Below are 19,999 nucleotides of genomic sequence, written 5' to 3'. Positions count from 1 at the left end.
GCTCAGGTCACACAAATGCGAATACGGGCTATTGGAAGTTAAGCCGACTTTGGATGCGGCCTTTGTTGAGCTTGCGCTCATAGCAGTGAAGGTTACGCGGGGGATGATCCCGGACTAATTTGTGCTGGCGCTGAGCAAAAAAGATTCCAGTTCGGCTCGCGTCGGATAGCCATCCATGTCTCCGGCTGACATGACAGCCAGCGCACCAAGTGCATTACCGCGTTTGACTGCCTCTGCCAGGGGCAAGCCTTCCAGTAGCGCGCTGATAACACCTGCGGCAAATCCGTCACCCGCACCGACGGTATCCACGACTTGATCTACGCGGAAGCGTTTGACATATCCCTCAGCATCTGCGGATTTGTAATATGCGCCTTCGGTTCCCAGCTTGATGATGACCAGTGAGGTACCACGGTCAAGGTAGAACGAAGCAATATCCTCGGGCGAAGTATAGCCCGTCAATATTTTACCTTCATGAATCCCCGGTAGAAGCCAGTCGCACCCCTCAGATGCTTCGTTAATCGCCTCCACCATCGTTTGTGTGTCAGGCCATAATTTGGGTCTGAGGTTAGGATCGAAGGATACGGTTTTGCCTGCCTTCTTCATGAATTGCCGCGCATGTCGTGCGAATTCGCGGCATTCAGCGGAGAGGGCAACGGAAATACCTGTAAAATGCAGATGGCGAGCCCCGGCAAAGTAAGCTTCGTTAAAATCAGCGATGCTCAGTGTGGAAGCGGCGGAATGCTTGCGGAAGTATTCCACCTCGGGGTCCCCACTTATAACTTTGGATTTAATCAGCATCCCGGTAGAGTGGTCTTTGGTAAACATGACATTCTGGGTGTCGATTCCTTCCTGACGTAGCGCATCGGCAATGAACTTGCCGAACGTATCCTCGCCGAGTTTGGTTACGAGTCCGGCTCGTAGCCCCAAACGCGACAAACCTGCCGAAACATTCGTCTCTGCCCCGGCCAACGCTTTGGTGAATGAACGCACCTCATCCAGAGAGCCTGCTTCATTGGCGTAAAACATGGCCATCGGTTCTCCGAAGGTAACAGCATCCAATGTTGCGGTCATTTGAATTCCTCCTTGTGTTTAGTAAACTTAATCTGTAAGCGCATGCACCAACTGAATAAATTGAAATTATCACATAAATCGGTTTTTCACAATGATGAAGTTGATATATTTGCTAAAAACTTTTTGGGTAATATAGATAAAAAAATGTGGTTTTGTTTATCAAAAGGTAAAAAACGTGTGAAACTTCGTGTGTATTAAGGGTTTTTCTAGGAAAATCGAAGTTTTAGGTTGACACCCCCTTAGATAATTATTACAATTCTAGCTAAGAAGTAGAGTTAGAAACCGCTTTTATAACAATTCCGTTGATAAAAAAGTTTATCTAAACAGGAGGAATGTTTTTATGGAAATGCGTTATTCAACTCATCCCGAACATGCCAAACATTTTACGACTGAAGAGTTGCGTCAGCACTATCTAATCCAGGAACTGTTTGTACCTGAGGAGGTAAAGCTGGTCTATACGCATGAAGATCGTGTCATTATCGGGGGCATTTATCCCGTGAATAAATCTGTTGCACTGGAAGGTAACGATCAAATCAAAGCGGAAACTTTCCTGGAGCGCCGCGAACTGGGCATTTTTAATGTTGGGGGTAGCGGTACGGTCAAGGTGGACGGTGAAACTTACGAGCTGGCCACAAAAGACTGTCTCTACGTAGGTAAAGGTGGCAAGGAGTTGATCTTTGAAAGCGATTCCAGTGGAAAGCCTGCGAAATTTTATATCGTTTCGGCCCTGGCTCATACCACGTATCCGACGACGAAACAGTCTTTTGCCGATGTACCGTCTGAAAGTCTGGGTTCGCAGGAAACAGCTAACAACCGTACGTTGCGTCGCTTTATCCATGATGAAGGCATTCAAAGTTGCCAATTGGTTATGGGGATGACGACGTTGGAAAACGGCAGTGTATGGAACTCTATGCCGACACATGTTCATGACCGTCGGATGGAAGTATATTTCTACTTTGAACTGGATGAGAACGCAAGAATGTTCCACCTGATGGGTGAACCGAACGAAACGCGTCATCTGGTAATGAAAAATGATGAAGCCGTTATTTCTCCACCTTGGTCTATCCACTGTGGTGCGGCTACGGGCAGCTATACCTTCATTTGGGGCATGGCCGGTGAAAATAAAACATACAAAGACATGGATCAGGTTGCCATGAGCGAGTTGCGTTAATCCGATTAGTGTATTGGAGCGTAAACCTGCAAGCGGCTGAGGTACATGGTCATCCCATTCGTGGAAAGGATCAGGAACATGACGAAAAAGAAAGTTTTGGAACATATCACTTCGGTAGGTGTCGTCGCAGTCATTCGGGGAAACACAGCGGAGGAAGCGTATCTCATGTCTAAAGCCTGCATTGAAGGCGGCTTGGATAATATTGAGCTTACATTTACGACGCCGGATGCGGATCAGGTCATTCGAAGATTGAAAGACGAATTTAAGGATCGGGCAGTGATTGGTGCAGGAACGGTACTGGAGTCACTGACGGCGAGAATTGCTATTCTGGCCGGAGCAGAGTTTGTCGTGAGTCCTTCTTTTGAAGAAGAAACAGCGAAGCTATGCAATTTGTACGCGATTCCTTATATGCCTGGCTGTATGACGCTGAATGAGATCAAGGAAGCCATGAAATTGGGTAGCGATGTCGTGAAGTTGTTCCCAGGCAGTGCAATGGGGGCGGACTTTGTGAAGGCCGTCAGGGGTCCAATGCCTCATGTGCAGATTATGCCAACGGGTGGCGTTGATCTGGATAATATGGAAACCTGGCTGCGTAACGGATGTGTAGCTGTGGGAATTGGGGGTAATTTGACGGCTCCAGCCAAGGAAGGTCGCTACGACTTGATCACAGAAAATGCAGCACGTTATGTAGCTAAATATAAAGAAGTACGCGCAGCGCTGTAGGCTTCAGGAAATATAGGTTTTTATACTAATTTGTGATGGAGGCGTAGACATGGGTCTGGACCATTTTTCATTGGATTTTTTCAGTCTAAAAGGTAAAACGGCGATTGTAACAGGAGGCAACACTGGTTTGGGTCAAGGGTATTCCGTAGCTTTGGCCAAAGCGGGTGCAGACCTGTTCATTGTAGCTAACAATGATGAGTATGAAGAAACAAGACGTTTGCTGGAGCCAACGGGTGTGAAGGTTGCCTTTTATCAGGCAGATCTGACAGAGAAAGAATCCATTAAAAAAATTGTAGAAGAATGCGTCAATGAATTCGGTAAAATTGATATCCTTGTAAACAATGCAGGTACGATTCGTCGCGCCCCTCTGCTGGAGTATAAAGATGAGGATTGGGACGCTGTCATGGAGATTAACCTGAATGCCGTATATCATCTGAGCCAGGAAGTGGCAAAGGTGATGGTAGAGCAAAAAAGCGGGAAGATTATCAATGTCGCTTCTATGCTTGCTTTTCAGGGCGGCAAATTCGTTCCGCCGTATACAGCGAGCAAGCATGCGGTAGCTGGTTTGACCAAGGCATTTGCGAACGAGCTGGCAGTTCATAACGTTCAGATTAATGCGATTGCGCCGGGTTATATTGCTACGGCAAATACAGCTCCAATCCGTGCGGATGAAAATCGCAATCAAGAAATCCTGTCGCGTATTCCTGCGGGTCGTTGGGGCGATCCGTCTGATTTGATGGGAGTTGTGGTTTTCCTCGCCAGTCAGGGTTCCGACTATATGAACGGTCATATCTTGGCGGTGGACGGCGGCTGGCTGGTACGTTAAGCAGCGCTGGTCGCATCGAAGTTTATGAACTGGAAGCTGCCTCAAAAGGAAACGATCCTTTCAGGCAGCTTTTATTTTTTCAATGAAGCTATATGCTGAACTTGAAGACTTGGGGCGCTGTGTCGATCCGTCCTATGCATATGGCACGAATGCCTTTATAATTTAATGAGATAAAAATTGCTAGGCTCCAGCCGTACACTTGGTTGGAGCCTTTGAGCATAACACAGATAGATTGGAGAATGGAGAGATGAGTTCACAGCAACACCAACGAGCTTTGGTATACAAATCTTTGTGGCATGCCGGTCCTTGGGTGCTTGCCGTAGGGATCATTCTGGTAGGTGCCAATCTGCGCGCCTCGATTACCTCGGTAGGACCTCTTATCGGTTTGATTAAGGATTCTTTGCATATTTCGAATACACTGAGTGGCCTATTAACGACATTGCCGCTGCTGGCTTTTGCCCTGTTGTCGCCTTTTGTAGCCAAACTGTCGCGCCGCTTCGGATCGCCTCTTATTATTTTTGCAGCTTTGCTGCTGTTGACCGCAGGTATTGTAGTGCGCTCAACGTTAGGGGTTACTGCATTATTTGTCGGGACCGCCATGCTGGGACTGGCTATTGCCGTGTGTAATGTGTTGCTGCCCAGCTTGATCAAAGAGGAGTTTCCTCGCAACAGCGGACTGATGACCGGCGTATACTCAGTATCCATGAATGTGGTCGCTGCAACAGCATCCGGGCTGAGTATACCGCTGGCTCTGAACGGAGGTATGGGCTGGCGAGGTGCTTTGGGAATATGGGGGATTGTAGGTGTCGTAGGGATTTTACTCTGGGTGCCACAACTCCTTAAGGCAGGAAAAACGGCTAATAAAGCGGCGGTGTCTGCCCGAACCGTGAATGTATATACATCGTCTTTGGCTTGGAAGGTGACGCTGTTTATGGGGCTGCAATCTGCCTTGTTCTATGTTCCTGCCGCTTGGTTTCCCGAAATGATGAGCGGACAGGGAATGGATTCAGAGACTGCGGGATGGATGCTGTCCGTGCTGCAGTTTTCGCAAATGCCATTTACTTTTATTGTGCCTATTTGGGCGGCGCGGGTGAAGGATCAGCGGGTATTGGTTTTGATTATGGCTGCGCTATATTTTATCGGTCTGGGTGGATTTCTGCTTGGAGCTACACAGTGGAGTGTGATTTGGGTCATTTGTATCGGTATAGCGGGTGGTTTTGCTTTCCCGTTAGTGATGATGTTCTTCAATTTGCGGACGCGGACACCGCAGCAGGCAGCAGAGTTGTCGGGTATGGCGCAATCCTTTGGGTATTTGCTGGCAGCGACCGGGCCGACACTGTTCGGTTATTTGCATGATGCGACACAAGGCTGGACCATTCCGCTGTTGCTGCTTTTGTGCCTGAGTGTTCTGCTTATGTTTATAGGGCTGGGTGCAGCCAAGAAACGATATGTCGGAGGCGAGGTGGATGATCAGGCTACAATTTGATGCAGATGGCTACAGTGTGGTTTGTAATGCAGATCGTGTTATGTTGTTGGCTAAAGAATTTGCGCTGTTGCGCTTTCTGTACGATAACCGGAACCAGGTGTTCACCCGGGAACAACTGCTGGATCGGGTGTGGCCGCTGGAGTATCCGGTGGAGCGTACGGTAGATGATCATATCTACAGATTGCGCAAAAAACTTAAGTCATGGGATGGTCTCCGTATTCATACGGTCAGAGGGTATGGCTACAGCTTGACCTTGACTGACGTGCAGCCACAGAATCATCCGTCCTTGCACGATCAGGAGGTGCAAGACGCCGTACATGGACTATTCCGCAAATACCAGCTGTTGGGGCAGGGAAATTCCATCGTAGCGCTGGCTGCCCAGCAGGAGCAGATGGGTTTTGAATTGTCTGTCTTTTATCAAATGTATACCCGTTTTGTACAGGCGGATGTGCCTTGGTTCTTGGAACGGGAGGACTTTGCTCCCGCAGATCGATTGTATTGGATGCTACTGCTATATATGTGCACAGCAGGGGTGACGGATGAGGGGCTTGTCCTATGTGAGCGTGCGCTTTCCAGTGGATTGCTATCTGAAGCGCAGGAGCGGGAATTGCGTATTCTCAACATTCTGGAGGCTTATGTAGAGAACGGACAACCTGAACACGCCCAGGAAGGTCTGCCACTGACCATGATGGTCATGGAACGGGATAATCTCGATAATTTTGTGATGCCTGTTGCGCTGATGGAGATGTATATGCATCTGGTTGCCAATCATATGGAAAAGGCTGCCGAACTGTCTGATCGTCTGGAATGCATGCTGTCGGAGGCCCCGTTTTTGCGCGAGCTGGGCCGTTATCGCATGATGCGCGGGCTTATGCTGTTGCGTACTGGAGATGTGGATAACGCCGAGCGGCTGATGGATGAGGGATTGGATACCCTTGATATGGCTAAACAGGAATTACTAAAAATCAAAGCGGTATGTCAAATTCGCTCGTTCCTGAAGCTTTGCGGTTCCTATCCAGCGCTGGAAGAGAAGTATGCCGCTCAATATGATCAGCTTGACCGGGACAACAGTTTAACACTGCATCGTTCGGCGCTAAGGCGCTGGCTGGAGCAGACAATCTCAATGGCCTGATTTTTTAGCTGTCTGACTTTCCTCTGATATAGACCCGCTAGAATGTTCTTATTGCTAAAAAAAGCTGAAAATGAGAGCAGGGTGAGTAGATAATGAAGGAAAAGAAAGAACTGCAATCCGCGCCTAGCATTTGGCGCAATGGCCGTTTTCGGCGGATGTTTGCGGCACACACGGCTGCTTCCTTTGGCGATTGGTTTGATGCTATCGCCATTCAGGTGCTTGTTGCTTATCGCTGGGAAGCCGACCCTATGCTGATTGCGCTGATTCCGGTAGTGATGGCGCTACCGGGTCTGCTGCTGGGTTCCATCGCGGGCACGTTAGCTGACCGGGTACACAAGGCCCGGCTGATGATCGTCTGCGATGCAGCTATTGCCTTATTGACGCTGGCCATTCTCGCCGTACCGGGTCCGGTATGGCTGCTGCCTTTGCTCGGTCTACGCGCGGCGGCTGGCGTATTTCAAATGCCTTCACAGCAAGGCTTGACCCGTACGGTAGTCGCCAGCGACGACCTGTTTCGGGCGACCTCGCTGAATGGGTTGGTCAATCAGGCCTCCAAAGTGGCAGGGCCGCTACTGGGCGCTATGACCTTGACTGTGTTGTCTCCCCAGGCATGCATTATTCTCAATGCATTGCTGCGCCTCTGTTCCGGCCTGCTGCTGTGGCCGCTTCGCGGAATCGGTCCGGCGCTGGTCAGCCCAGACCAACAAGCTGTTGCAGCCGAGCAGCATGGAAAGTCTGCTACGCATACAGCGCCTGAGGCTGATGAAGTCCAAATGCGGGAGGAGCATGTCCGCGCATCTCGCTTTTTCAACCAATGGCGTGAGGGCTGGGCGTTCTTATGGCGCAGTCGAATGCTTTTGCATACGCTCATATTCGGACTTTTCGGCTTAATCGCCATTCTCATGATCGACTACCAGTTCCCTACGCTGCTGCGAGTGCTCGCTCCGGGTAATGAGTCACTGCTTGGCTGGCTGGTTTCAGCCATTGGTGCTGGCGCCGTCGGCTGCATGCTTGTGCTTAATCGCTTGAATCGCATAAGTGCAGGCTGGGGGCTTGGTGGTGGGTATGTACTGGTTGGCGGAGCTATTGCTGCTTTAGGCTGGGCGCAACCCGGAACAGGATGGCCCGTACTGCTTATGATCGGGGCTGTGCTGGGCGTGGGCAACGGCCTGTACATTATCACCCAGAACTATATATTACAAGCCAAAACCCCTGCTGATATGGTAGGACGCGTCTTCGGTATCCAAAGTACCGTGATTGGAGCAATCATGGTCGTTTCGCCGCTTGCCGGGGGAGTATTGATCCGAATAGCAGGGGCGGGAACGGCTTTTGTCTGGATCGGAATGACTGTTGGAATTCTGGGTTTGGCAGGACTACTGCTTCAATCCGTAATTTGGCGCGAGTCCCTCGCTGATTCTAGCCTGACTACGGAGCAAAATGCAGACCTTGCGTAGTCAAACTTGCGCAATAATTTACTTCGATTTTCGTCATTTATATTTTTAGCATGGGAGAGATCATGATGACTCAACAAACTTCAGCCTCAGAGCCTGTGGCACGGTTACTTGAAGGATCTCGGGTGTACTTGCGTCCCGTTAACGTGGAGGACACCGAGCTATACTATAATACATTGTTCCATCAGGATGTGCGGAGGCTGACAGGCACACAACGCAGCTTTACCAAGGATCAAATTGCCCGTTATATTGAAGCTAAAGGACAGGATTCCTCAAGCCTGCTGCTCTTGATTGCGCTTCGCGAAGATGATCGTGTCATCGGAGATATAGCTCTGCAGGATATGGACAGCCTGAATCGCAGTGCCAACATCCGTATTGCGATCAATGAGCAGGGAAATCAGGGGAAGGGCTACGGCACCGGAGCGCTTGTGCTCATGCTGGGTTACGGATTCGGTATCTGTAACCTGCATCGGATTGAGCTGAATGTATTTGATTTTAATGAACGTGCCATTCGTTGCTATGAAAAAGTAGGCTTTCAGCGCGAAGGTGTACAACGGGATGCTTTATTCTACAATTATGAATACCATGATTCGATTCTGATGAGTATGCTGGACCACGAATACCGCGACCGCTACGTGAAAAAAGTAGAAAATTGATTCAGCACGTTTACACGGGTTAACAGAAGAGATATAATTAAAAGATAAAGTTGCTTGTTTGCGCAAGTATGACCGACAACATCAAATGAAGATATGAATTACCGGAGGAGCCTGTCACCAAGGCTCCTTTATGTCTTTTTAGGGGAACCTGTGCTGTATTTCGGGTTCCCCTTTTTATTTTGCGAGCTGTCCGTTAAGGTCAGACACATATTTTGCACGTTTGTTTTACATTTTATGATTAGGATTTGCAAAATTCGATTCCAGTCGCTCCGATCTATATCTTGTTCATTGGAAGTCGCTTATGGGATTTTTGCAAATAAGTTCAAGGATTAAACAAAAGGAGGTTATCAGCCTATGCAATTTATATTGTATCTTCTGCTGATTCTGTTGTTCACAAAAGTCGCGGGTCATGTGTCTGTCAGGCTCGGTCAACCAGCAGTGCTAGGAAAGCTGATCGCAGGAATTGTGCTGGGCCCAGCGGTATTAGGATGGGTTGAGAATGATTCGCTGATTCATGATATGTCTGAAATCGGCGTGCTGTTGCTGATGTTCATTGCTGGACTGGAGACGGATCTGGATCAACTTCGACGTAATTGGAAGCCTGCGGTAGCTGTGGCGGTTGGAGGTATTATTTTACCGCTAATTTGTGGTTTTGGTGTAGGGGAAGCCTTTGGATTCTCGGTGCATGAAGGCTGGTTTCTAGGGATCATTCTGAGTGCTACCTCGGTAAGTATTACCGTACAGGTGCTCAAGGATATGAACAAGCTGAATACCCGAGAGGGCTCGACCATTTTGGGTGCGGCGGTGCTGGACGATGTGCTTGTTGTGGTACTGCTAGCGGTAGTAATGAGTATATTCGGTATGGGTGGAGAGACTTCGCTGGGACTTCTTGTTGGCAAAAAGCTAGTTTTCTTCGTCGTAGCTATTCTGGGGGGCTGGTTCGTTGTTCCGTGGATTATGAAAATACTCGCTCCACTCAAGGTGACTGAAGCAGTCATCACGACTGCGTTGATTATTTGCTTTGGGTTTGCGTATTTTGCAGATATGTTGGGGATGGCGGGCATTATCGGGGCTTTTGCTGCCGGGATTGCCATTGCACAAACAAGCTTTAAGCACGTCGTAGAAGAAAAGGTGGAACCCATCGCTTATTCCATCTTTGTTCCTGTTTTTTTTGTCAGCATTGGATTAAATGTTTCCTTTGAGGGAGTAGGGCAGCAGCTCGGATTTGTTGTTGTTTTGACACTGATTGCGCTGGTGACGAAGTTAGTGGGAGGAGGCCTCGGCGCGCGGCTGACGGGCTTCAATAACCGTTCTTCTCTTGCGATTGGCTCCGGTATGATATCACGTGGCGAGGTCGCACTTATTATTGCAGCTACCGGTCTACAGTCGGGTCTGTTGGCACAGCAATATTTTACATCCGTGATCATTGCCGTCATTTTGACAACGTTGGCTGCACCTCCAATTCTCAAGCTGTGTTTTAGCGATAAGAGGGAGACTTCCGCTCACGATACAGAAAAGAAGGCCAGCATTGATAAGTTGTAATGAGAGTATCAACAGGTCATAACAAAAAGACCCTTCGGGTTCAGTTTCTCATAGTGTGCATGGAAAGTCCGATTTTAGAGTAGAGCGGACTTTCCATGCAGCATGAGAACATGGGCGAAGGGTCTTTTTTATGCTAAATGTGCTGCAAGAATAGAGAAATTAGGACTCGGACACCACTGTGAAGCGTTGGTTCAGATGTTGTGGTTTTTCGATTTCGTCCACTACGGCAACTGCATAATCTTCGTAACTGACATAGCTTGCACCTTTGGAATTAACCAACAGTGTGTCTTTTCCTACTTGGTAAGAGCCTGTACGTTTACCCAGTGCAAATTCCGCAGAAGGGCTAATAAAGGTCCAGTTCAGGTCGCTGGTACCACGCAAAATTTCCAGGTTTTTTCCTTGGTTGTTGGCTGTTGGATATACGAAATCAGGGAAGCCAGGAGCGTCTTTTACCAAAAGTGTTTGGGATTCATCAGTGAACAAGCTGCCTGCACCACCTACGACAATCAGGCGAGTACCGGATACATTACGCAGGGCTTCGATCAGTACGTTACCTGCATCGACATGCAGATGCTCTTGTCCGAGTGGAGCGGCAAATGCATTAACAACTACGTCAAAACCTTTCAGATCATCTGTTTTCAGATCAAAAACGTCTTTTTGTACCACAGTAGCACGACTTTCTGTTACTTTGGACGAGTCACGGACGATGGCGGTTACTTCATGCCCTCTGTCTAATGCTTCTTTTACGATATTATTTCCTGCTTTACCGGTTGCACCAATAACTGCAATTTTCATAATAGATAGCCTCCTATAAATATGATGTGGATGATTCATTCGTTTGATCGTAAGTGTACTCAGTGCATTTACGAACTTTAATATGTAACTATTATAGTTACAATATAAAATAAAAGTCAAGCTCTTCTGTTGGGCAAACTAAAGTCCTCCGATTGGAAAGAGAGGAACTCGTTTAAATATATAAGGTAAAACTGAATGAGCAAACTTAAGCCAAAATGGATATATGTAGACCACAGAAAAGAAAGGAAGAGTGAATCGATATGAGTAAAAAAGTACAGCTTGAACCCGCAGCACAGAAATTTGCAGACGATAATGCCAAGCCTCCGTTTCTATATGATTTGGGTCCTGAAAAAGGACGTGAAACGGTCAATGAGGTTCAATCCGGCCCAGCAGACAAACCTGCCGCAGATGTAGAAGATCTAACTATTCCAGGCGGGCCTGGCGGTGAGGTGAAGGTCAGAATTGTTCGCCCACAACAGGTGACAAGCGATCTCCCGGTCATTGTATATATTCACGGAGCAGGCTGGGTATTCGGTAATGCTCATACGCATGATCGCCTGATTCGTGAATTGGCAGTCGGCTCACAGGCAGCAGTTGTATTTCCAGAATACAGCTTGTCCCCTGAAGCTAAATATCCGACGGCGATTGAGGAAATTTACGCGGTCGTTCAATGGGTGGCACAGCACGGACGCGAGCATGGGCTGAAGCCCGATACGCTGACGGTAGCCGGAGACAGTGTGGGCGGTAATATGACGGCGGCCGTAACGCTGCTGGCCAAAGAACGTAGCGGCCCTACCATTCGCCAGCAGTTGCTGTTCTATCCAGTGACGGATGCTTCCTTTGACACAGAATCATATCATGAGTTCGCCACAGGATATTTCCTGAGCCGCGAAGGAATGCAATGGTTTTGGGATCAATATACGACGGATCCCAACGAACGAGCGCAGATCACGGCGTCCCCATTACGTGCCACCACAGAACAGCTCGAAGGGCTACCACGTGCGCTGGTCATTACAGGTGAGGCCGATGTGCTGCGCGATGAAGGCGAGGCCTATGCGGACAAGCTACGTGAAGCGGGGGTGGATGTGACCGCTGCACGCTTTCAGGGCATCATCCACGACTTTGTGATGCTGAACCCATTGTCTGAAACCGCGGCCAAGCGCGGTGCGATCATGCTCGCTACCTCATGGCTGCGCCAAGGGTTTGAGGGCTAGTACACTATAGAGCATTTTAAGGGTGTCGTCGTGTGATTTGATCCAGTTCTTTGAATGATTAGGCTGTCTTCTTCCTGCTGACATCTATTGCAGGGAAGGCAGCCTTTATACATATCTGCAATGAAACCGCTTCACGTTCGTCGAACAGAGTGATAATATAAAATTTGAACGAGTTTGACCGACATTCAGCCTAAGGGGGATATCCATGCCATTTCAGGGACAACGCATTTTACCTGCAGCTAAGCATATGAAGCAGCTGGAGGGTATTTTGGACAGTTCTTATGAGTATGCGGTTTTTCTGGATACGCATGTAGCGCAGCTGCGTAGCCTGTACCAGATGGCTAGAAGTCGCAGCAAGCAAATGCTCCTGCATGCCGATCTGGTGCAAGGCTTGAAGAATGACGAGTATGCGGCTGAATATTTGTGTCAGGAAATTAAGCCATTTGGGATTATTTCGACCCGGTCCGGGGTGATCGCAACTGCTAAAAAGAAAGGAATTCTTGCTGTACAGCGGGTGTTCCTGCTCGATACGATTGCACTGGAAAAAAGCTACGCGCTGGTAGAAAAAACGCGTCCGGATTATATTGAGGTGCTGCCCGGTGTTGTTCCACCGATGATTAAGGAGGTCAGCGAACGCACTGGCATTCCTATTTTGGCAGGCGGACTTATTCGCACCCCTGAGGATGTGGAAGCAGCGTTGGCCGCGGGAGCTACAGCAGTTACGACCTCCAATAAACAGCTGTTCGAACACTATAAGCAATAGCTTTTATTTGTATCAAGTGGGTAACCATACATAATAAGCAAGGAGGCTGGGAAACGATGGAGCAATACATTCTTGCCTTAGATCAGGGCACAACCAGTTCGCGGGCCATCTTGTTTGATCGGCAGGGAACAGTGGTATACAAGGCACAACGGGAGTTCCCACAGTATTTTCCCCAGCCCGGGTGGGTAGAGCAAAACGCCAATGAAATATGGAGCTCTATTTTGGCCGTCATCGCCTCCTGCTTGTCAGAATCAGGTGTGAAAGCCAGCCAAATTGCCGGGATTGGTATTACGAATCAACGGGAAACCGTAGTAGTGTGGGATAAACATACGGGTCTGCCTGTATATCATGCACTGGTATGGCAGTCACGGCAAACAGCCGGGATCTGCGAGGAATTGAAAAGCCGTGGATTTGATCATATTTTTCATAGCAAAACGGGACTACTCATTGATCCCTACTTTTCTGGCACCAAGGTCAAATGGATACTCGACAACGTCGAAGGGGCACGAGCTCAAGCGGAGCGTGGGGATTTGCTGTTTGGTACGATTGATACCTGGCTAATCTGGAGATTGTCTGGTGGTAAAGCACATGTAACAGACTACTCCAATGCGGCCCGCACACTCATGTACAACATTTATGAGCTAAAATGGGATGAGGAGCTGCTGGATATTCTCGGCGTTCCTGCGTCTATGCTACCAGAGGTGAAATCATCTTCTGAGATATATGCGCATACGGTGGATTATCACTTTTTCGGACAGGAAATCCCTATTGCCGGAGCGGCAGGCGATCAACAAGCAGCTCTGTTCGGTCAGGGATGCTTCGACAAAGGTATGATTAAAAATACATACGGTACGGGATGCTTTATGCTGATGAATACCGGAGATGAACCCTGTGACTCGGGACATGGACTGATTACGACCATTGCATGGGGGCTGAATGGTCAGGTGAAGTATGCGCTGGAGGGCAGCATTTTTGTAGCCGGATCTGCTATTCAGTGGCTGCGTGATGGGTTGCGTATGTTCCGCGAAGCCAAAGATAGTGAAGCGTATGCGGCGCGTGTGACCTCCACAGAAGGGGTATATTTTGTCCCGGCCTTTGTGGGTCTGGGCAGCCCGTATTGGGATAGTGACGTGCGCGGTGCGACATTTGGTTTGACGCGGGGAACGACCAAGGAGCACTTTATACGAGCGGTACTGGAATCGCTGGCCTACCAGACTAAAGATGTCCTAACTGCCATGGCGAGCGATTCGGGTGTACCTGTGCGTTCATTGCGTGTAGATGGAGGTGCAGTGATGAACGAGTTCCTGATGCAGTTCCAGAGCGATATTCTCGATCTGCCAGTAGAACGACCTGCTGTGAACGAGACAACTGCACTCGGTGCGGCGTATTTAGCAGGACTGGCAGTTGGGTTCTGGAGCAGTTTGGATGAGGTCCGGGGGTATGCGCAAAGTGATCATACCTTTACTCCGTCCATGAGTGAAGACGTGCGGGCTGATCTTTATGGTGGCTGGAAAAAGGCAGTTCATGCCGCAATGGCGTTCAAGTAGCAGGCAGATTTCCCTTTTCATAGCGTATCGTGTGTGCTACGATATAGATAAGTTAATACTCGTCAGGAGACTTGGAGAGACCATGAACCGCTCGGCATCCGCCGCAGCGATGTTCGTGGTCTTTTTTTGTACCTTATGATGAGTCGGTTGGCAGATTGCATCGTGAATATATACAAAGCTGGAGGGATACATGATGGGAGAACAGGGATTTGCTGCGCAGGAGAGAACCGCTGTCTTGGAACGTATGGGACATGAGCATTTTGATATATTAATCATTGGCGGCGGCATTACAGGGGCGGGTATTGCGCTGGATGCGGCGGATCGTGGTTTGAAGACAGCATTGGTGGAGATGCAGGATTTTGCAGCAGGTACGTCCAGCCGCTCGACCAAGCTAGTGCATGGGGGTCTTCGTTATTTGAAGCAGTTGGAAGTTAAGATGGTAGCTGAGGTGGGGAAGGAGCGGGCAATTGTATTCGAAAATGGTCCACATGTGACCATACCGGAGCGTATGTTGCTTCCTTTTCACAAGGGCGGCACGTTTAACGCATTTACCACCTCTATCGGGCTGCTGGTATATGATTTCCTTGCTGGTGTTAAGCGTAGTGAGCGCCGTCGTATGCTGGACATCCAGGCTACACTAGAGCGCGAGCCTTTGCTGAAGCGTGATGGACTGAAGGGAAGCGGCAGCTATGTGGAGTATCGTACAGATGACGCTCGCCTGACGATTGAGGTCATGAAGGAAGCTGTTACACGAGGGGCGCTGGCGGTGAACTATGCCAAGGCTGACAAGCTGCTGTATGACAAAGGACGAATAAGCGGTGCAAGCGTAACGGACCGGGTAACGGGAAAACCATACGAAATTCGAGCTTCGCTGGTTATTAATGCAGCTGGACCATGGGTAGACACGCTACGGGAAATGGATCGCTCCAAGGAGGGTAAGGTGCTACGCCTGACGAAAGGTATTCACCTAGTGTTCGATGCTGAGCGCTTTCCGCTCAAACAGGCAGTGTACTTCGATACACCGGATGGACGCATGGTATTTGCCATCCCGCGTGATGGAAAAACTTATGCAGGTACGACTGACACGGTGTATGAGGGGGATACGGCGCATCCCCGGATGACCGTCGAAGATCGGGCGTATGTGCTTCAAGCGATCAACGGAATGTTCCCGGATGTGAAGCTGACTGTTACGGATGTAGAATCCAGTTGGGCAGGGGTACGGCCGCTCATTTATGAAGACGATAAAAGCCCTTCAGAAATTTCACGTAAGGACGAAATTTGGGAATCCCGTTCAGGTCTGATCACGATTGCAGGCGGCAAGCTGACGGGCTACCGGAAAATGTCCGAACTCGTCGTGGATCGTGCGGTACGGGAGCTGGGGCGCTTGCATGGGCAGAGCTTCCGGGCATGCCGCACCAGACACATCCCGATTTCGGGTGGCAGCGTAGGCGGCTCGGCGGGCTGGGACGCGTACGTAGGTAAGCAAACCGCAGCAGGTGTTGCACTCGGCCTGTCGCCTGAAACGGTTAGAGCATGGGCAATCCGCTATGGCTCCAACACAGAGCGGCTGTTTGCGATAGCGGCACGCAGCATGAAGGAGACTACCGAGAAGGAAGCGGCACTGCCTGTGGAAGTGCGTGTCCCGCTCCTGTATGCGATGGAACAGGAAATGACGGTGACACCGTCTGATTTTTTCATACGGCGAACGGGAGCACTTTTCTTCCAGATTGACGAGGTGAAGCGCTGGAAACAGCCCGCCATCGCATGGATGTCTGAACATGCAGGCTGGAGCGCCGCGCAAGAACGACAATATACGGCTGAGCTGGATGCTTACCTGTATGAAGCTGTAACGCCTTTAGAGGTACAGGTGAAACAAGGTGACGTTAAAGCCATCTAATAGGAACGAGGATGCGTATCCTTTACCGCTCCGCTTCTCTACCATCGTTTCGTTCTCACCGCTGCTTTATGCGGAAAAGGGGCCTACAAAACAAAAGCAGCGATTCTCTATTTTTAAGAGAATCGCTGCTTTTGTTGTATGCAGATTGTTTACAGCATCAAGTGGAACAGGAACGGGGCGGCTGCCAAGGTAAAGAGAGCGGCGAGCACCATCGAGATGCTGGATATCGTCCCCGTCAGCAAACTGAACTCGAATGCTTTGGAAGTGCCCGTACCATGAGCACCGGTACCGAGCAGTACCCCACGGGAGACTTCATTTTCGATACGGAACAGTTTTACAATCACTGGACCGATAATAAGACCGCTCAATCCGGTCAGAATAACGAATACAGCTGTGACCGTCGGATTGCCGCCAATCGTTTGCGATACATTCATCGCAATGGGTGTCGTAATGGAGCGAGGAATCAGGCTGCTCAGCAGGGAAGAATTCAGGTGCATCCACTTGGCAAGCGCCATGGAGGACAACACGGCTACAACAGATCCAGACAGCACGCTAAGCACGATTTGGGTAGCGTGTTTTTTTAACACTGGGAAATATCGGTACAAAGGGACAGCAAATGCAATCGTAGCTGGCTGTAGCAGCATGGACAGCAAGTGGGCGCCCGAATTATAAGAACGGTAATTCACACCCGTCAGCGTCAAAATCAAAATGATAACAACAGGTGTAATGAGCAATGGAGACAAATACACCTTGGGCAGTGTGCGGTACATGCGTTTGGCCATCCAGTAAATAGCGAGTGTCAATACAATACATAGAAGACCGATCATGATGATTTATGCTCCTTTCGTTTACCAAGCAGACTGGCGACCATACCTGTGCAGGCCATCACCAGAAAGGTGCCGAGCAACACGACCAGCATAATGCTCATACCATCGTGTTCCAGCATCGGCCAATAATTCATGACGCCGACAGCGGAGGGAATAAAGAATAATAGCAGCTCGGCCAGCAACCAGTTTGCGCCAACTTCAATCCAGCTTAGCCGGACCAAGCCGGTTTGCAGCAGAATAAAAAGGATTAGCATACCAATGATACTACCGGGTATAGGCAGGTGGAGCCAGGAGACTACCGCGTTCAGGATGAGCGAAAAGGCCATCAGGACGGCGATCTGGAGGACACCGCGTATGAAGCTTTTCATATATAATGACTCCTATCTTTGTGATCGGTTATTTTCAAACTGTAATGAAATTTTACATCACAAGCTTTCATGAGTAAAATGCATATAAAGAATATAATCTATTCCGTTTATCTATGGGAGAAGGTGTAGCTTTGGATATCCGACATTTACAATATTTTTTGGAAGTCGCGCGGTTGCGTAGCTTTACAAAGGCAGCCCAGAGCATGTTTATTACCCAGCCGACGATCAGTAAGACGATTAAAAGTCTAGAAGATGAACTGGGGGTCGCTTTGTTCGACCGAATTGGCAAAAGAATCGAATTGACGGACGCGGGAAAGGTCATTGAGCTTCAGGCACAAGCAATTGTAAAGTCCTTTCAGAGCCTGTCCTCGGAGCTGAGTGATTTGATGAACCTGAAAAAGGGACATATCCGTATTGGCCTGCCCCCTATGGTCGGATCGAGCTTTTTTCCGCGTGTCATTGGAGAATTCCATAAGGCATATCCTGATGTGACCATTCAATTATTTGAGGACGGGGCGAAGAAAGTGGAACGGGACGTAGAAGCCGGGGCATTGGATATCGGGGTGATCGTGCTGCCCGCAGTTGGAGATATGTTTGAGACATTTCTGTTTGTGGAGGAAAAGCTGAATTTGCTCGTTCATCCTACGCATGCATTGGCAGAGTGCAAGGAGGTACCGTTATCTGCGTTGGCGGAGGAGGCATTTGTACTGTTTCGTGAGGATTTTACGCTGCATGACCGTATCATTGCGGAATGTGTTCGTGCCGGCTTTCAGCCGCGTGTAGTGTACGAAAGCTCACAATGGGATCTGATTAGCGAAATGGTTGCTGCAAACCTGGGAGTAGCTCTGTTGCCGGAGGCCATTTGCCGAGATCTGGATACTGAGCGCTTGCGTGTTCTTCCATTGGTAGACCCCGTCATTCCTTGGCATTTGGGGATGATTTGGCGGAACGATCGCTACCTGTCCTTTGCCGCCAGAGAATGGATATCGTTCACACAGCAATTGTTGCGGACGGAATAGGGCGGGAAGTAGTCAGTCCGCGAGAAGGTGAGTACGATGCAGAATAAAAAAGCTGCCCTGAGGGGCAGCGATGTAGCTTGCTTCTATGAGTGTGTTTGGTTTATTGCACGCTTGGTGTGAAGGTACTTGTCCATAATACGGTCAAGTCTGGAGGATTTGTCCAATACACGTTCATCTTTTAATCCGTGTAAGTCAGCCATGCGATTCAGTTCACGGCGTTCTTTTTCCATGAGTTTTTCCAATTGTTCGAGGTTCACAAAGCCCACCCCCCATGTCGATTGTAAGGCATGTCTCCACTAGCGGCAGAAGTTTTTTTGATAACGATGTTATTTCCATTTTACCACTTTTTATTAACAATAATCCAGCTTTCCTGACATTTAGCGACTAATATCTATGGTTTTGCCAGTTTCACCTGATTGCGTCCTGAACGCTTAGCTTCATATAGTGCCTCATCTGTCTTTTCCAGTAAGTGCCTCGATGCAATGACAGGCGAACTACCTGCTCCAAGCGATACGGTTAGAGAGATCGAGGTTCCGTCATTCAAAAGAAAACGTTCATTTTCCACAGCTTCCCGAATCTTTTCGGCAAAGCTTGCTGCTTTCTGACTATCACAATTTCCAATCAGAATGGCAAATTCCTCTCCGCCCTTACGGGAGGGGTACGCCCTCGTTGTAGATTCCCGGGTTAACAGCATTCCCAATTGGCTTAAGACGGTATCTCCGTTCAAATGACCATACGTATCATTAATATTTTTAAAGTGGTCAATATCCAGCATCACGAGTCCAAAGGGTTGTTTTGTAGTCTTGGAAGTATGAAAAACCTCTTCGAATAGCGCATCGAAAGCACGCGGACTGTAGAGTCCGGTTAAATGATCCCGGTTTGCAGCTTCTTCCAGTAGATGAACAGCCCGTTCGGTTTTTTTGATATGGGACATCATAAAATAAGTGAACAGGCCGCCAAGCAACTTAACAGTTGTGATGATTATCATGGATTCATTATCAGGAGGGTTAACTACATAGAAAGTAGATAACAGCGACACTACAGCAGCTCCAATCACGGCCGACATCCACTTGCGGAGTGTTAGGCTTTTTTCTCGAATAAAGATAAGTGAAATGCCCAGTGTCATGAAACAATTGACGGTAGCAGTCAGAGAAACATCTGTCCAACCACCTGTAATGTAAATACGGTACAGGATTATGATCAAAGTGGTCAGCAGACCGGATACCGATCCTCCCATATAAACAGATATGATAATCGCCAAATGGCGCAGATCGACCACAAAGTGCCCGCGGATCCATAAACCGGTCATCATTAACAGAATGCCAAACAGACCCAGCATTAAACCGTTCATTACCCGATAAATGAATATATGTTTTTTTAGGTAACGTTCATATTTGCGGAAAAATAAATTTCCAAAGAATAAGAAGCTTGTTAATAACGCAAAATTGTTAATTAATTCTTTTAACATATCCCTATCCTTTATGCTGTAATGAGAGTTGTAGTATCGTGGG

General features: G+C 48.7%; 19 protein-coding genes. 13 read left to right on the top strand and 6 right to left on the bottom strand.

Translation table 11 applies throughout. From position 1 onward, the window contains the following. Positions 1 to 114: 114 nt before the first annotated feature. Complete coding sequence (locus tag MKX46_RS13975; protein WP_029518667.1) at positions 115 to 1,071, bottom strand: sugar kinase; 957 nt, start codon at positions 1,069 to 1,071, stop codon at positions 115 to 117. A gap of 340 nt (positions 1,072 to 1,411) precedes the next feature. On the opposite strand from MKX46_RS13975, the gene kduI reads away from it, so the two are divergent. From kduI to MKX46_RS13935, 8 genes are all read left to right on the top strand, one after another. Continuing rightward, positions 1,412 to 2,242, top strand: coding sequence for a 5-dehydro-4-deoxy-D-glucuronate isomerase (gene kduI / locus MKX46_RS13970; RefSeq protein WP_029518666.1), 831 nt, complete (start codon positions 1,412 to 1,414; stop codon positions 2,240 to 2,242). A gap of 78 nt (positions 2,243 to 2,320) precedes the next feature. Then, on the top strand, positions 2,321 to 2,965 hold the full coding sequence (locus MKX46_RS13965; RefSeq protein ID WP_029518665.1) for a bifunctional 2-keto-4-hydroxyglutarate aldolase/2-keto-3-deoxy-6-phosphogluconate aldolase: 645 nt from the start codon (positions 2,321 to 2,323) through the stop codon (positions 2,963 to 2,965). A gap of 49 nt (positions 2,966 to 3,014) precedes the next feature. Then, on the top strand, positions 3,015 to 3,791 hold the full coding sequence (gene kduD, locus MKX46_RS13960) for a 2-dehydro-3-deoxy-D-gluconate 5-dehydrogenase KduD (RefSeq protein WP_069010990.1): 777 nt from the start codon (positions 3,015 to 3,017) through the stop codon (positions 3,789 to 3,791). Positions 3,792 to 4,038: 247 nt separating this feature from the next. Next, a complete protein-coding gene (locus MKX46_RS13955; protein WP_341071356.1) occupies positions 4,039 to 5,277 on the top strand; it encodes a CynX/NimT family MFS transporter in 1,239 nt (412 codons plus the stop codon). Then, a complete protein-coding gene (locus MKX46_RS13950) occupies positions 5,258 to 6,409 on the top strand; it encodes a winged helix-turn-helix domain-containing protein (RefSeq protein ID WP_165145895.1) in 1,152 nt (383 codons plus the stop codon). The genes MKX46_RS13955 and MKX46_RS13950 overlap by 20 nt, the downstream gene beginning before the upstream one ends. Positions 6,410 to 6,501: 92 nt before the next feature. Then, the gene (locus MKX46_RS13945) at positions 6,502 to 7,863 is read left to right on the top strand and encodes an MFS transporter (RefSeq protein WP_340933584.1); all 1,362 of its coding nucleotides are present in this window, start codon (positions 6,502 to 6,504) and stop codon (positions 7,861 to 7,863) included. 62 nt (positions 7,864 to 7,925) lie between these two features. Next, positions 7,926 to 8,516, top strand: a complete 591-nt coding sequence (locus MKX46_RS13940; RefSeq protein WP_049817039.1) for a GNAT family N-acetyltransferase — start codon at positions 7,926 to 7,928, stop codon at positions 8,514 to 8,516. Between the two features lie 354 nt (positions 8,517 to 8,870). After that, positions 8,871 to 10,058, top strand: a complete 1,188-nt coding sequence (locus MKX46_RS13935; RefSeq protein ID WP_029518659.1) for a cation:proton antiporter — start codon at positions 8,871 to 8,873, stop codon at positions 10,056 to 10,058. Positions 10,059 to 10,217: 159 nt separating this feature from the next. Here MKX46_RS13935 and MKX46_RS13930 read toward each other — a convergent pair whose 3' ends face one another. Continuing rightward, entirely contained in the window at positions 10,218 to 10,853 is a 636-nt protein-coding gene (locus tag MKX46_RS13930) for an NAD(P)-dependent oxidoreductase (RefSeq protein ID WP_029518658.1), read from the bottom strand. 260 nt (positions 10,854 to 11,113) lie between these two features. On the opposite strand from MKX46_RS13930, the gene MKX46_RS13925 reads away from it, so the two are divergent. From MKX46_RS13925 to MKX46_RS13910, 4 genes are all read left to right on the top strand, one after another. Continuing rightward, entirely contained in the window at positions 11,114 to 12,067 is a 954-nt protein-coding gene (locus MKX46_RS13925) for an alpha/beta hydrolase (protein ID WP_029518657.1), read from the top strand. Positions 12,068 to 12,272: 205 nt separating this feature from the next. Continuing rightward, complete coding sequence (locus MKX46_RS13920) at positions 12,273 to 12,830, top strand: glycerol-3-phosphate responsive antiterminator (protein ID WP_029518656.1); 558 nt, start codon at positions 12,273 to 12,275, stop codon at positions 12,828 to 12,830. A 56-nt stretch (positions 12,831 to 12,886) separates the two neighbouring features. Further along, complete coding sequence (glpK, locus tag MKX46_RS13915; RefSeq protein WP_165145910.1) at positions 12,887 to 14,377, top strand: glycerol kinase GlpK; 1,491 nt, start codon at positions 12,887 to 12,889, stop codon at positions 14,375 to 14,377. A 193-nt stretch (positions 14,378 to 14,570) separates the two neighbouring features. After that, positions 14,571 to 16,274, top strand: coding sequence for a glycerol-3-phosphate dehydrogenase/oxidase (locus MKX46_RS13910; protein ID WP_341071906.1), 1,704 nt, complete (start codon positions 14,571 to 14,573; stop codon positions 16,272 to 16,274). Positions 16,275 to 16,423: 149 nt separating this feature from the next. Here MKX46_RS13910 and MKX46_RS13905 read toward each other — a convergent pair whose 3' ends face one another. Both MKX46_RS13905 and MKX46_RS13900 read right to left on the bottom strand, forming a co-directional pair. Beyond that, a complete protein-coding gene (locus MKX46_RS13905) occupies positions 16,424 to 17,101 on the bottom strand; it encodes a CidB/LrgB family autolysis modulator (protein WP_029518653.1) in 678 nt (225 codons plus the stop codon). Continuing rightward, positions 17,098 to 17,469, bottom strand: a complete 372-nt coding sequence (locus MKX46_RS13900) for a CidA/LrgA family protein (RefSeq protein WP_029518652.1) — start codon at positions 17,467 to 17,469, stop codon at positions 17,098 to 17,100. The genes MKX46_RS13905 and MKX46_RS13900 overlap by 4 nt, the downstream gene beginning before the upstream one ends. Positions 17,470 to 17,600: 131 nt before the next feature. Between MKX46_RS13900 and cidR the strand changes: the two genes are divergently transcribed. Next, positions 17,601 to 18,488, top strand: a complete 888-nt coding sequence (cidR, locus tag MKX46_RS13895; RefSeq protein WP_341071355.1) for a cidABC operon transcriptional activator CidR — start codon at positions 17,601 to 17,603, stop codon at positions 18,486 to 18,488. Between the two features lie 83 nt (positions 18,489 to 18,571). On the opposite strand, the gene MKX46_RS13890 is transcribed toward cidR, so the two are convergent. Together MKX46_RS13890 and MKX46_RS13885 are read right to left on the bottom strand one after the other, a co-directional pair. Then, positions 18,572 to 18,745, bottom strand: coding sequence for an aspartyl-phosphate phosphatase Spo0E family protein (locus tag MKX46_RS13890; RefSeq protein WP_013312483.1), 174 nt, complete (start codon positions 18,743 to 18,745; stop codon positions 18,572 to 18,574). 134 nt (positions 18,746 to 18,879) lie between these two features. Then, positions 18,880 to 19,956 (bottom strand): GGDEF domain-containing protein, encoded by a 1,077-nt coding sequence (locus tag MKX46_RS13885; RefSeq protein ID WP_340933577.1) that lies wholly within the window; start codon positions 19,954 to 19,956, stop codon positions 18,880 to 18,882. Positions 19,957 to 19,999 lie beyond the last annotated feature (43 nt).

Origin of the sequence: Paenibacillus sp. FSL P4-0113 (assembly GCF_038009305.1) — a bacterium.
In the GTDB taxonomy this organism is placed as follows: Bacteria; Bacillota; Bacilli; order Paenibacillales; family Paenibacillaceae; genus Paenibacillus; species Paenibacillus polymyxa_D.
Note: the sequence above shows the minus strand (reverse complement) of the source record. Positions and strands in the feature narration are given on the sequence as shown.

Bases quoted from the DNA above. Each gene is read 5' to 3' on its own strand.
- MKX46_RS13975 (WP_029518667.1), bottom strand. From the start codon at position 1,071: ATGACCGCAACATTGGATGCTGTTACCTTCGGAGAACCGATGGCCATG.
- kduI (WP_029518666.1), top strand. From the start codon at position 1,412: ATGGAAATGCGTTATTCAACTCATCCCGAACATGCCAAACATTTTACG.
- MKX46_RS13965 (WP_029518665.1), top strand. From the start codon at position 2,321: ATGACGAAAAAGAAAGTTTTGGAACATATCACTTCGGTAGGTGTCGTC.
- kduD (WP_069010990.1), top strand. From the start codon at position 3,015: ATGGGTCTGGACCATTTTTCATTGGATTTTTTCAGTCTAAAAGGTAAA.
- MKX46_RS13955 (WP_341071356.1), top strand. From the start codon at position 4,039: ATGAGTTCACAGCAACACCAACGAGCTTTGGTATACAAATCTTTGTGG.
- MKX46_RS13950 (WP_165145895.1), top strand. From the start codon at position 5,258: ATGATCAGGCTACAATTTGATGCAGATGGCTACAGTGTGGTTTGTAAT.
- MKX46_RS13945 (WP_340933584.1), top strand. From the start codon at position 6,502: ATGAAGGAAAAGAAAGAACTGCAATCCGCGCCTAGCATTTGGCGCAAT.
- MKX46_RS13940 (WP_049817039.1), top strand. From the start codon at position 7,926: ATGATGACTCAACAAACTTCAGCCTCAGAGCCTGTGGCACGGTTACTT.
- MKX46_RS13935 (WP_029518659.1), top strand. From the start codon at position 8,871: ATGCAATTTATATTGTATCTTCTGCTGATTCTGTTGTTCACAAAAGTC.
- MKX46_RS13930 (WP_029518658.1), bottom strand. From the start codon at position 10,853: ATGAAAATTGCAGTTATTGGTGCAACCGGTAAAGCAGGAAATAATATC.
- MKX46_RS13925 (WP_029518657.1), top strand. From the start codon at position 11,114: ATGAGTAAAAAAGTACAGCTTGAACCCGCAGCACAGAAATTTGCAGAC.
- MKX46_RS13920 (WP_029518656.1), top strand. From the start codon at position 12,273: ATGCCATTTCAGGGACAACGCATTTTACCTGCAGCTAAGCATATGAAG.
- glpK (WP_165145910.1), top strand. From the start codon at position 12,887: ATGGAGCAATACATTCTTGCCTTAGATCAGGGCACAACCAGTTCGCGG.
- MKX46_RS13910 (WP_341071906.1), top strand. From the start codon at position 14,571: ATGGGAGAACAGGGATTTGCTGCGCAGGAGAGAACCGCTGTCTTGGAA.
- MKX46_RS13905 (WP_029518653.1), bottom strand. From the start codon at position 17,101: ATGATCGGTCTTCTATGTATTGTATTGACACTCGCTATTTACTGGATG.
- MKX46_RS13900 (WP_029518652.1), bottom strand. From the start codon at position 17,469: ATGAAAAGCTTCATACGCGGTGTCCTCCAGATCGCCGTCCTGATGGCC.
- MKX46_RS13885 (WP_340933577.1), bottom strand. From the start codon at position 19,956: ATGTTAAAAGAATTAATTAACAATTTTGCGTTATTAACAAGCTTCTTA.